Raw genomic sequence first — 12,770 nt, forward strand, 5'->3', positions numbered from 1 at the left:
CATGCGAAGCTGTATTCAAATTGGCTTCCTTCTTTACATACTGAGCACACAGGTCTTTGCACAAAACCTTCCCGAGAACATAAGAAAAGACAGCTTGTTTCAAGACTTAGATTCCGTAATTGTCTTTGGGCAGAGACACTCTTCTACACAAAACAGTATATACGGAGAATTACTAAGCGGAACAGAGGCACAACCTATTTCCATTTTAGATAAGTTGCCAGGAATCACCAAAATCCATAAAAATGGATACCCTCTGGTTTTCAGAGGCATGTTTGGCAACAGGTTACGGATAGAAAAAAATGGCGTATTAAAAACTGGCTTTGTTGAACATGGGTACCTCTTAGACGATATCAATCCTGAAAATATTGAGTCGGTAAAACTCATTCATGGGGCTGAAAGAATACTCTATGGCAGTGGGACTCTAGGAGGAATGGTTCAGATTAATGAACACGATGCTTCCAAAGACATCAAAAACACTCTCTATTCAAGGTATGCTACCAATAATAGCGGACTGAGTATTGGAGGAGTATTAGGCAAGAGGTTCAATAATTTGGGTGTGCGATTCTCTGGCCGAAGAACAACTGCCAATGACTTTAAATATCCTTCGGGTGAAAATGCCAACAACTCTGCTTACTGGCAGCACAATTTTAGACTCTCTACTTCTCTTCAAAACCCAAGAAAGAATTTAAAACTATCGTGGAATAATGAGTTCAATAGCGGTTACCAAGAAAGACCACAAGGTTTTCAGAATAACCCTTACGAGCTAAGAGATTACAAGAACAACTTTACTTATCAATCAGATTTGCACCTCGATTGGGCTGTTGACCCAACTGTTCGTCTTAAGCAACAATTGTGGGGACTATTTTTCGATACAGATCAGAACCGTAAAAACTTCAATGGAGATTTTACTATTATAAACTCCGAGGAATTGAGAAACTATGAGAAAAGCTCATTTGGCTATAAGGCAACACTCCTACTCAAAGAGTACAGCCGAACAAACTATTTATTCGGTCTTGATTTCATCAACTCAAGGTTAACGGAGAATACTTTCTTCTCCGATAATGTTAATCCAGCATTTTCCAACCAATCAACCCTTGAAAGAAACGAAGTAATGTACGGCTTCTACTCCATGGCTAACCTGTTGTTGAAGAAAGTCGGATTGAAATTTTCCGCCAGAGCTGATGCAGCAAGAATAGAAAATGAAGACAACCATTTAAATTTCACAGCACTCACTGGTGGTATTGAGCTAGACTGGCAAATGAGAAACGCATATAATAGCGTTAGTCTTACCCGAAGTTTCAGATACCCTTCTCAGCTAGAGTCACTTGGAGTCTTAATAGGCGGAAGAGGTGTCTTTTATGGAAACCCTAGTGTTCTGCCTGAATATGCTCACCAGCTAGAATGGAGTTTTAACAGAGACAAAGACAGTTTTAGCTATGGTTTAAACGCGTGGCTAGCACTATTCAACGATAGGATTAGCGAGGTATACCTTGGGGATAACGATTTTACGTATGAGAACTCCGAAAGAGCCAGAACTTATGGCCTAGAAGGCTATTTAGCAAAGAGCTGGAAACCATTAGTAAGTAATGATGAGCTTGCATTTACACTTAATTCTGAATACACAAGAGGCGACAACTTGGAAACCACAAGTTGGCTGGGGCAAGGCGAACCACTTATAGGCATCCCTCCTTTTCAATCTTCAGTAGAACTTAAGTACTCTAAGCAATTCAGTAAAACCATTTCAGGAGGTATTCAGGCTGACTCACAACGATTTGCAGCACTAACACGCCTACCGGAAGGGCCAATAAGACAGATTTGGGCTGCTCAAGAAACAGCCTCTTACTGGCTAATTAATTTTTCACTAGAATCTAATTTCACCCTTCGTAGAAATAAGTTGAGTGCCAGACTTTCTATTTCTAACCTAACCAATGAAACATATTTTCCTTTTGGAGCCAGAATTATGGGAATGGGCAGAAATTTCTCATTTCAAACAAGGTTTATCTTTTAAAGATACAAGCCCAACTAAACTCCTTACATTAAAGCAATTGCACCTAACCCAATAATGTGCTAGCTTTTGGTTCAAATTAAACTATAACTATGCTGGAAATTAAGAACTCACTTAAAGGCCTATTGGCAGGGCTGATTCTTTTACTAAGTGCCTGTTCATCGGGCGAAAAAGCCGACTCAATCTTCTACAACGGCTCTATTTATACCGTAGATGACTCCAACCCACAGGCAGAAGCCGTTGCCGTAAAAGACGGAATGATTATGGCCGTTGGTTCTTCTTCTGATATTATGAAATATCAAGGAGACGAAACTGAAATGGTAGACCTCAATGGTCAAACTATGACACCTGGATTCATTGAATCACACGCTCACATGATGGGTGTTGGCTATAACAAATTAGAACTAGACCTCATGTATGTAAAAACCTATGATGAACTAGTTGCAAAAGTTGCTGAAGCAGTAGAAAAGGCGCAACCAGGAGATTGGATTACAGGTAGAGGTTGGCATCAGGATAAATGGATTGAAAAACCAGACAATATGGTAAAGGGCTTTCAAACTCATGATAAAATGAGTGCTGTAAGCCCAGACAACCCGGTTTGGTTGAGACATGCCAGTGGCCACGCTGCTTTTGGAAATGCCAAAGCCATGGAATTAGCTGGGGTAAACAACCTTAGCATTGAAAGCCTTCAAGGAGAAGTAGAAGGGGGAGAAATTATTAAGGATGAATTAGGCAATCCAACTGGGGTTTTCACCGAAAGAGCCGCCAGCATTATTGGCAAGCTAGTACCAGCAGAAACCGAAGAGAGAGCTGAACAAGCCTTGCAAATGGCTATAGATGAATGCCTTAGACTAGGCATAACTAGCTTTCATGATGCCGGCTCAGGACAAGACTTTATTGATAGACTTCAAAAGTTCAAAGACCAAGGTAAACTAAAGGTAAGAATGTACACCATGCTTACTGGTCGCCAGCCTTCTCTCTTAGAGGAGTGGTATGAAAAAGGCCCAATGATTGACCCTGACCACCTCCACACTGTACGTTCGATTAAACTAAACTGCGATGGAGCACTTGGGCCTAGAGGAGCTTGGTTATTAGAAGAGTACACTGATAGACCTGGACATTATGGACACGAAACATTACCAATGGAAACAGTAACCACTGTTTCTGAAAAGGCACTAGCGTCTGGTTTTCAAGTTTGTTCTCACGCTATAGGCGATAGAGCCAATAGAGAAATTCTAGACAGATACGAAGCCGCCTTTGATAAATACCCAGATGTCGATAGAAAAGCTGAAAGATTCAGAATTGAACATGCCCAACACTTAAGCGAAGAAGACATTGCTCGTTTTGGCGAGATGAATATTGTAGCTGCTATGCAAGCCATTCACATGAGTTCTGACAGACCTTGGGCTATTGATAGATTGGGTGAAGAGCGTATTGTAGAGGGTGCTTACGTGTGGCAAAAATTGATGGATGCTGGCGCTGTGGTTTGTAATGGAACCGATGCACCAGTTGAACCTCTAGATCCACTACCATCTTTCTACGCTTCTATTTCTCGTAAAACCTTGGATGGTTTCCCTGAAGGTGGCTTTGAGGCAGATCAAGCTATGACTAGAGCACAGGCGCTAAAGTCTTATACTCTAGACGGAGCTTACGCTGAATTTGAAGAAGACTTCAAAGGATCTATTGAAGTAGGTAAAGCAGCCGACTTCACTATTTTCGACAAGAATATTATGACTGTTCCTGAGCAAGAAATACTAAAAGCAAAAGCCACTATGACTGTAGTTGGCGGTGAAATAGTTTTCAGAGGAGAGTAAATCTTCTTTTTAATTACCAAAAATAAAGGGTCGTTTAATGAACGACCCTTTTTATATTAAACCCATAAGAACCCAGAGGTCTTTTCGAACCTCTATTAAAGACAAGATTTGGGCTATCCTTTAAACTCGCAACAGTCCACTGTTATCCTGCACTAAGTACGAGGCCCCGAAAATTCGGGGTGAGGCCTTGTTTTGAGAGGGATTCACCCGGTATTTGAGTTAAAATTGTAAAGTTCGAAAACTGGTCTAAGCTCAAATGGGTATTTCCTTATCTCATTTGTAATACAAACATAGAAAGGCTTTGGTTTCAACAAAAAGGAAAAAATGCATATTTCCTATCCAAGCACATTCATATAAATCTTCTACGGCATTACAGATGCTTTTTCTTAGCTTGCAGGTTTACCGAATACTGCAGTATTGACGACTCCAACTGACACTATCTTTACCAAGAACTTTATACTTCATGGTACAGCCTATTTCTTAATGGCTGCTGCCTTTTATTTCCTACTCCCTACCCTGCCAGTATATGCCGTAAACGCATTAGATGCAAACAACAATCAAGTAGGTTATATTATAGGTGTTTATTCTCTATCTGCATTACTTATTAGACCTATCGCAGGCTATATGTTAGATGCCTACGGCCGAAGAATGGTCTATATAGTAGCGTTAGTGTTTTTCACCATTCTTTGTGCTAGCTATCATTTCTCCTATACCTTCTTTCTCCTATTGCTTATTAGAGTTTTTCATGGCTTTTCATGGGGAATAATTACTACAGGAGGCAGCACAATTGCTACCGACTTAGTGCCTGAATCTAAAAGAGGTGAAGGCATTGGCTACTTCGGAATGGCCATGACTTTTGCGGTTGCACTTGCTCCTTACATTGGAGATCAGATTATGGGGCAAAACAACTTCTCTAACCTATTTACAATCTCAACAATTGTAGCTATTGCATCATTGGTGCTGACGCTATTTGTAAAAATGCCGAAGGTAAGTACTGGCGAAACAAAAGTGCAGCTGTCTAAGATGTTCGATAAGAGGGTAAATAGAATTGCATTGGTAATGTTTACCGGAGCATTTCCTTTTGCAGCCATCATATCTTTCATCAGAATTTATAGCGATGAACAAGGCATAAAACAAGGTGCTTTGTTCTTTATTTTTCTAGCCCTGGGTGTAGTTATAGTAAGGCTTTTTGTAGGTAAAGTAATGGATAAGCACGGACCATCTACTCTGGTAGCCATTGGGCTAACACTTACTGTATTAGGCTTAGTTTGGCTTCGATATATAGATAGTTTTTGGCCTTTAATGATGTCTGGGATGGTGCTTGGCTTTGGCAATGGCATTATTATGCCTACCGTACAGACCATGGCCATGAACATGGTACCTATTGAAAGGCGTGGAGCTGCTAACGCCACTTTCTTTTCATCAGTAGACTTAGGAATTGGCGCGGGTTCAATAGCCCTTGGCTACGTTGCCGAATATTATGGAATCAGCATGATGTTTTTCATCTGCGGTATTATAATTTTGTTCCCTCTCATGTTTTATTTCCTCTTTGTGAGGAATCATTACCACAAACATGTGGAGCTACTGAAAGCGGAAGAAAATAATGCCTAAAAAGATATTCTTTACCCCCGGTCCATCTGCAATATATTTCACGGTTGAGGAGCACCTTAGAACTGCACTAAAAGACCAAGTGATGGAAGTAAACCATCGCAGCACTCAAGCCGAAGGCTACTATAAAACAGCGGTAGAAAACCTTAAGTCTTTGATGGATATTCCCGAAGACTACCAGATATTCTTTTTAAGCTCTGCTACTGAAATTTGGGAACGGCAATTACAAAATTTGGTAATAGAGAATTCTTTTCACTACTGCTACGGTGCCTTTTCAAATCGATTTTATGATTTCGCTGCCGACTGGCATTTGAAGCCACAAAAAGCTACTGCTGAATTTGGCAGCTTCCCCAATACAGACCCAAGCCTTATTCCGGCCGATACCGAGCTTATAAGCATGGCTCTAAATGAAACCTCAACGGGAGTTTCTTTTCCTACGGAAGATATTTATGCTATTCGAAAAGCTCACCCTGATGCTCTGATAGCTGTGGACGGGGTTTCGGCATTTCCTGTAGTTGATCTAGATTTTTCTCAAGTAGATAGCGCCTATTTTTCTGTTCAAAAATGCTTTGGCTTGCCAGCTGGTTTAGGTGTTTGGATTGTTAGCCCAAGAGCCATTGAAAAATCAGAGCAAAAAAGAGCAAGAGGCCATTCAATTGGCTCGTATCAGGCCTTACCTAACTTACTGAAGAACGGCACAAAGTACCAGACTACTTTTACCGCCAATGTTTTAGATATTTTCCTACTCAGTAAAGTAACTGGCGATATGCTAGAAAAAGGCTTAGATGTTATCAGAAGAGAGGCAAAATATAAGTCTGCATTGCTTTATCATACCATAGAACAACACCCAAAACTTTCAGCATTTGTTCCAGATAAAAAACTCCGATCTGAAACTGTAGCAGTGGCCAATACAGAGGGCGATTCTGCAGCTATTATAAATGCGCTAAAAGACAAAGGCTTTGTAATAGGAAACGGCTACGGAGCTTACAAAGGAAAGCAAATTAGAATAGCTTCTTTCCCAACCCATTCTAAGGAATTAATTGAGCTCTTGGCAGATACTCTAATGACTCTTTAAGTCTTTAAAGTCCTTCCATTTATTTGTATATCTTTATTGGCGTAGGAAAAAGCGGAATATTACTTTTGCACAGAATATTAGCCACATGCCAGTAAGAGACAAGATTTTGGTACTAATGGATACTTCAGATGCCGACAAGACACTTCTGAAGTTTCTAGAAATTATTGCAACATCTAGCGAGACTAAAGAAATACACTTTTTCAACAGCATCAGTGAGATGAAAATCCCTGAAGGTGTTCTCAAAGATTTCCCAGAAATCAAAGAGAAGTCTATCGAAGACAGAAAGAGTAAGATTCAAACTTTAGTGAAAAACTCACTATCTCAAAAACTGATAGACATCTCTCAGTATCACGTAAGAGAAGGTGCTCCCTCAAAGTCTATTCTGAAGTTCGTTGAAAAGAACGACATAGACCTTATTATGATGGGTAGACATAAGAGTTTTGTTGGAGGAGGAATTCTGTCTAATCGCTTAGCCAGAAGAGCTGCTTGTAGCCTTTTCATTATACCAGAACAAGCCAAGCCTAATGTAAACTTCTTACACGTTCCTTGCGACTTTTCTAAACACTCTAAAATTGCCATGGAAGAGGCGATTAGAGTAGCTAGGAAATACAAAGATGTACGCATTGTTTGCCAAAACGTATTTACTGTCCCAGGAGGCTACCATTACTCTGGTAAAACCTATGAAGAATTTGCCGAGGTGATGAGGGCAAATGCCGAAAGAGATTATAAAAAGTTTATGTCTGAGATAGACCATGAAGGGGTCAATCTAGAAGTTGTTTATTCTCTCGATACTAATGACAACCCTGTAACAGACATTATAGACTTTGCACATGAGCATAATCCTGGAACCATTTTTATTGGAGTAAAAGGAAGAAGCTCTACAACAGCCCTCTTTATTGGTAGCAGAGCGGAACAACTAATTCAATACAATAGCGATATACCAATGATGGTAGTTCGTCCTAAAGGACAGAACTCAGGAATTCTAGATCTGATTAAGGAAATTTAGAGTTTAACTCCATAAAATAAGGGCCTGTTTCTATTAGAAACAGGCCCTTATTCTTTTGTAGAAGAATGATGCTGGGTTACTTTCCCTTCAAGCGCTTTTCCTCTTTTTCTAACCAAGCCATAAAGGCTTTATTTTCTTCATCTGTTAATTTCATTTTCGGGTTTCTCTCCACCATTCTTGCCGGTGGCATATCGCCATCCTCAATTACCTCAAACATTTCAGCAATAAAATCTTCTTGCTGTTCTTTATTCATTTCAGGCACCTTTACCCACTGCAGTTTTTCTCTGGCCTTCTCATTACGTGCATCAGGCTTATGACAATTCATACACTTTACCTCTACTATCTCTTTTATATTATCTGGCAATTCAATTTTAGAGTCCTGATGTAATTGTACGGCATTACTTTCTATTGGCTTGGGATTGAAAGCCGAGCTAATAATTACTGTACCCATTAGAGCAAAAAATAGTGTAAATCGTTTCATGGTTAGTTTTATGGAATGTTAAAAGTTTCAACTAGTTAGATAAAAATTTTATGCGAAGGTTTAAGCTTGTTGAACAGCTCCTGCCTTGTCGGTAAGTCGCTTCAAAACGAAAATGACAATCAACAAAAGCACCATAGGCACCAATGTATAAGAGAAGGCTTGGTCTGCTCCTAGCTCTCTAAACAGGTAGCCTATAATTCTAGAGCCTAACGTACCTCCTAGGGCAGAAAAAATAATGATTAATCCAGACATTGGGCTATGAAGTTTCTTTGGCAATGCACTTAACACCACTGAGTTTAAAAGAGGGTAAATAGGTGCTATAAACAGACCAACAAGAGGGAAAGCGTAACCAATTGCAGGAACATCGGCCAATGTTTCAACTGCTTCAATATTAGCATTTACAGCTTTTGGTAAAATGAATAAAACAATAGCCATGGCAGCTAATATACAAACAGTTAATACGCTCACCCATGAGAAGCGTTTTGTAAGCTGCCCTGCAGCAAGCCGTCCAATACCTAGTGAAATCATCAATACACTAGACATCATAATGGCTACATTCTCTGGCAGATTCATCACCTTCTGATTAAAGGTTGGCAGCCAGGTCATTATTCCCTGCTCCATCATCACAAAAAGAAAAGCCGAAAGCACAAAAACAATTACCAAAAGTCTCGCTATTAGCTTAACCATTTCAAGAAAGTCTTCTTTTAAACCAGCACCAGGAGCATCATAACTTTGATCGAACTTAGCCCGTGTAAGTAAGAAAAAGGCCGCTAAGGTCAACCCAGCCAATAGCCAATAAACATTTAACCAAGCGTTAGGGTCAGCCTCAGAATTAAATGCAGGGAAAAGAAAATAAGCCAGGGCTATACCAAACATAAACACACCCTCAATACTACTCATTAGACTATTGTGCTCACGCTCGTTTTCTGTTACCAATCCTATAGCAGAGTACACAGACACTTTCACTACTCCAAAGCCTATACCCACCAACATAAATAGCAGTTTCGCACTCCAAAATGAATTACCAAAATACATAAGAATACACCCCAGTGTAACCAATAACAAAGCACCCAACATTCCCTTTTTATAACCAATTCTAGGGAGAAAAGAGGCTATCAGAAAAGAGGTAAACATGATGGAAAAGTCCTTAAAAGCTTCCAAAGAGCTAGCATCAACCTCATCTACACCGTAAACGTTTTGCGACTTGAGAATAACAATGCCAACAGAATTAAGAAGAATGGCAAAAACGAAATAATTAATGTAAAGTGAGAGCTTTACGGCCTTGTTGTTCATAGCTACTAGTCTGGTCAAATCGGAAGATAAGAATTTGACAGCAAATAGCTTACAACAAACACCATCCTATTTTTCTATATATTCATCTCATGAAAGTACTTCTCTCCTTTATTCTACTATTCTTTTCCACCGCTTCTTTTGCCCAAAAAGCAAGAGATTATGGTGTGGAAATAGGTGTTATGAAAACAGGAAAACTAAACTCCATAACAGATGTAGATGGTGTAAAAGTTGGACACACAACACGAGTTGAAGGAACAACAATAAGAACGGGAGTAACAGCAATTCTCCCCCACTCAGGAAATATCTTTCAACAAAAAGTACCAGCAGCCATCTATATAGGGAACGGTTTTGGAAAGTTGGCAGGCATAAGTCAAGTACAAGAACTTGGGAATCTAGAAACTCCAATCATTCTTACAAATACGTTGAGTGTACCCATGGGCATCCAAGGCACTGTCAAGTACACGCTAGGGTTAGAAGGCAACGAAAATGTGCGCTCCGTTAACGCTGTTGTTGGAGAAACAAACGATGGTGGTTTAAACGACATAAGAGGTATGCACATTTCCGAATCTGATGTTATAAAAGCCATAGAATCAGCAACAACTGGCCAGGTACAAGAAGGCAATGTTGGTGCAGGAACTGGTACTATTGCTTTCGGTTATAAAGGAGGAATTGGCACATCTTCTCGCTTAGTGCCTAAATCATTAGGCGGTTATACTGTCGGAGTTTTGGTACAAACCAATTTTGGTGGGGTTCTAACTATTGCTGGTGTTCCGGTTGGAAAAGAGCTTAATAAGTACCCGTTCAAAAATGCTATTGAAAAAAGTGATGGCTCTTGCATGATGGTTGTACTTACCAATGCTCCTTTAGATGCAAGACAATTAGAGCGAATAGCTAAGCGTGCCATGATGGGCTTAGCAAAAACAGGCGGTATAGCATCAAATGGCAGCGGTGATTATGTAATAGCTGCTTCTACCGCAGAAAGCATGCGCATTCCTTATCAAACCAGAAATACAACAGACAATGGTGGAGTGCTAAGAAACGATGAGATGTCTGCGCTATTTATGGCCACAATTGAGGCAACCGAAGAAGCAATAATTAACTCTCTATTTACAGCACAAACTATGACTGGCAATGGCAGAACCGTTGAATCTATTCCATTAAACAGGGTAATCTCTATTCTGAAGTCGTACGGAGTTATACGTTAACCTGACGAAAAGCATCTAACGTGTCACTCGCTTTTTCTACCAAGTCTTGATTAATTGAATCAAAATTATGTAACCAACCGGTCATCTCTTGGTCTACATTATCCAGAATGCCCAAGCCTTTCTCCGTAATCACAACATCTTTGGCTCTTCTATCCGACTTGCAGACTGTTCTGGCTACCAACTCTTTAGATTCAAGCCTATCTACAATTCTAGACGCGTTAGACATTCTATCCAGCATTCTTTCAATGATGGTGTTTACAGTACACGGTTCAGGGTACTGGCCTCTTAGTATTCTTAATACATTGTATTGAGGCGTGGTTATTCCATGACTTTTAAAAAGTTTATTCTGTTGATCGTGTAGCCAACTATTGGTATAAATGATGTTTACCATCAACTTCTCATAAGGACTTTTAAATTCCTTTTTCTGCTTTATATCATCAAGAATGCCCATCGTCTAAATATTAACAATAACTAAATTAACACTTTACCTTAACTCTTCAAGGCTAGATAAAATTCCATTCATCAATAATGTTACTATATTAAGAGAACAGGTTAAACCTTAAGCAACCAAGGTGGTCTAACCTCTGATTTGGAAGTCTTGGAACAAAAAGGATTACTAAGAGAATTTAAGTCGGCCTCTACAAAAGAGAGGGCGTTTCGAGAGCTAGTAACAGCTTATCAGGAACGTATTTATTGGCATGTGAGAAAAATTGTAATCACACATGACGATGCCGATGACGTAACCCAAGAGGTATTTATTAAAGTATATAAAAGCCTCGAAAATTTTCGAGAAGACTCTCAACTCTTCACCTGGATATATAGAATAGCAACAAACGAAGCCCTTAATCATCTAAAAAAGATGAAGCGCAGAACTTCTCTTTCAATAGATGATGTTCACGGAGAGCTACAAAACCATCTAACCCACGGTGGTCTAATTTCAGGAGACGAAATTCAAATGAAACTTCAAAAGGCACTCTTAAAGCTTCCTGAAAAACAAAGACTAGTGTTTAACATGAAGTATTTTGACGACCTGAAATACGATGAGATTGCTGAAATAACAGGCACGAGTGTAGGCGCTTTAAAAGCCAGCTTTCACTTAGCAGTGAAAAAAATAGAAGAAGATTTAAACCAAGATTAAACCTTCTAACCATTTGATAATCAAATAAAAAATGAGCAACAAAGACAAACATATTAAATTGGATAACAACCCTGAGTTGGCCAAAAATGTCTTCGAAGTTCCCGATGGCTACTTCGATAATTTGCACAGTAAGCTCATTGAAAATTCTGAAGGCATTTTAAATCAATCAGATAAACTTAAAGAGTTGCCTTTTGAGGTACCTGCTAATTATTTTGAAGAGCTAACGGATAGTATTCTGGAAAAAACTATTGGCAATGAAACCAAGGTGATTCCTTTAACTCAGCAACTTTGGTTTAAGGTAACTGCTGTGGCGGCATCCCTTGCGCTAATAGCAAGCTTTTACTTCTTAATGCCAGAACAAAGCATTGTTGAACCATCTCTTTCAGACATATCTAATGAGACCATCATTGAGTACTTACACGCTCAACAATCATCTCAAGAAGATTTATTTGAAGGCCTAGATTCTCTAGATATTCTACTAGATGATATGATTGCGGAAGAACTTAACATCTTTGCAGATGTTCTTTCTACCAACACAGAATTGAATTATGACTTTGAATACTTCGATTATTAAAAATATGAAACTCATATATACAGGCTTAATACTTCTTGCTTGCACGCTTTCTTTTGCTCAACAAGGTGATGAAAGAGGAAAAAACAGACAAGAAGAGCTAGAAAGACTAAAAGCAGCAAGAGTAGCTTTTTTGTCTAACAGACTGCAACTCGATGTAAATACAGCCCAGAAATTCTGGCCAATTTTCAATGAATATGAAACTAAAAAAGAAGCCCTAGGCAAGAAATACAATGAGCAAAAAAAGGTTTTGGTAAGCGAATCTGGCTGGAGAAATATGTCTGACACCAATGCCGACAAAATGCTAGATATTTATCTTGATCAGAAGCAGGCTGAGTTAGATCTAGAAAAGGAATACTTGACCAGGTTTAATAAAGTTTTAGACAAAGGTCAGATTTGGATGGTCATTAGAATTGACTCAGATTTTAGGCGCTCACTCATGAAGAGAATTAGCGACAGAGATGCACCACCGCATAACGATTCTAAAGGTGGTGGAAGACACGAAGAGCCACAGCAAAAAAACTAAGAATTAAATCCTGCCGAGTGCAGGATTTTTTTGTTTACCCAATTTGTA

General features: G+C 39.4%; 12 protein-coding genes. 9 read left to right on the plus strand and 3 right to left on the minus strand.

The genetic code is table 11. From position 1 onward, the window contains the following. Position 1 precedes the first annotated feature (1 nt). The 5 genes from AWW68_RS17130 (at position 2) to AWW68_RS17150 (ending at position 7,508) form a co-directional block, all read left to right on the plus strand. Complete coding sequence (locus tag AWW68_RS17130; protein WP_068223799.1) at positions 2-2,008, plus strand: TonB-dependent receptor; 2,007 nt, start codon at positions 2-4, stop codon at positions 2,006-2,008. An 89-nt stretch (positions 2,009-2,097) separates the two neighbouring features. Further along, positions 2,098-3,819 carry an amidohydrolase gene (locus tag AWW68_RS17135; protein ID WP_185101287.1) on the plus strand — a complete coding sequence of 574 codons (1,722 nt, stop codon included), beginning with the start codon at positions 2,098-2,100 and terminating at the stop codon, positions 3,817-3,819. 417 nt (positions 3,820-4,236) lie between these two features. Next, the gene (locus AWW68_RS17140; protein ID WP_068223802.1) at positions 4,237-5,430 is read left to right on the plus strand and encodes an MFS transporter; all 1,194 of its coding nucleotides are present in this window, start codon (positions 4,237-4,239) and stop codon (positions 5,428-5,430) included. Next, the gene (locus tag AWW68_RS17145; protein ID WP_068223805.1) at positions 5,423-6,502 is read left to right on the plus strand and encodes an aminotransferase class V-fold PLP-dependent enzyme; all 1,080 of its coding nucleotides are present in this window, start codon (positions 5,423-5,425) and stop codon (positions 6,500-6,502) included. Before AWW68_RS17140 ends, AWW68_RS17145 begins: the two co-directional genes overlap by 8 nt. A gap of 85 nt (positions 6,503-6,587) precedes the next feature. Next, the gene (locus AWW68_RS17150; protein WP_068223808.1) at positions 6,588-7,508 is read left to right on the plus strand and encodes a universal stress protein; all 921 of its coding nucleotides are present in this window, start codon (positions 6,588-6,590) and stop codon (positions 7,506-7,508) included. Positions 7,509-7,584: 76 nt separating this feature from the next. On the opposite strand, the gene AWW68_RS17155 is transcribed toward AWW68_RS17150, so the two are convergent. Beyond that, on the minus strand, positions 7,585-7,989 hold the full coding sequence (locus tag AWW68_RS17155; protein WP_157717698.1) for a heme-binding domain-containing protein: 405 nt from the start codon (positions 7,987-7,989) through the stop codon (positions 7,585-7,587). 60 nt (positions 7,990-8,049) lie between these two features. Next, on the minus strand, positions 8,050-9,282 hold the full coding sequence (locus tag AWW68_RS17160; RefSeq protein ID WP_068223814.1) for an MFS transporter: 1,233 nt from the start codon (positions 9,280-9,282) through the stop codon (positions 8,050-8,052). An 89-nt stretch (positions 9,283-9,371) separates the two neighbouring features. Between AWW68_RS17160 and AWW68_RS17165 the strand changes: the two genes are divergently transcribed. Next, positions 9,372-10,487: a DmpA family aminopeptidase gene (locus AWW68_RS17165; protein ID WP_068223816.1), complete on the plus strand. Its 1,116-nt coding sequence runs from the start codon at positions 9,372-9,374 to the stop codon at positions 10,485-10,487. Here the strand turns inward: AWW68_RS17165 and AWW68_RS17170 are convergent. Beyond that, positions 10,477-10,938, minus strand: coding sequence for a MarR family winged helix-turn-helix transcriptional regulator (locus AWW68_RS17170; protein ID WP_068223818.1), 462 nt, complete (start codon positions 10,936-10,938; stop codon positions 10,477-10,479). The two genes, AWW68_RS17165 and AWW68_RS17170, sit on opposite strands and share 11 nt — an antisense overlap. Before the next feature lie 147 nt (positions 10,939-11,085). Here AWW68_RS17170 and AWW68_RS17175 point away from each other — a divergent pair, with 147 nt between their 5' ends. From AWW68_RS17175 to AWW68_RS17185, 3 genes are read left to right on the plus strand one after another with little or no spacing between them, the layout of a single operon-like run. Continuing rightward, positions 11,086-11,625: an RNA polymerase sigma factor gene (locus AWW68_RS17175; RefSeq protein WP_089082301.1), complete on the plus strand. Its 540-nt coding sequence runs from the start codon at positions 11,086-11,088 to the stop codon at positions 11,623-11,625. A 31-nt stretch (positions 11,626-11,656) separates the two neighbouring features. Then, entirely contained in the window at positions 11,657-12,199 is a 543-nt protein-coding gene (locus AWW68_RS17180; protein ID WP_068223824.1) for a hypothetical protein, read from the plus strand. Between the two features lie 4 nt (positions 12,200-12,203). Continuing rightward, complete coding sequence (locus AWW68_RS17185; RefSeq protein WP_157717699.1) at positions 12,204-12,722, plus strand: hypothetical protein; 519 nt, start codon at positions 12,204-12,206, stop codon at positions 12,720-12,722. The last annotated feature ends 48 nt before the right edge of the window (positions 12,723-12,770 follow it).

Source organism: Roseivirga spongicola, from assembly GCF_001592965.1.
Lineage (GTDB): Bacteria > Bacteroidota > Bacteroidia > Cytophagales > Cyclobacteriaceae > Roseivirga > Roseivirga spongicola.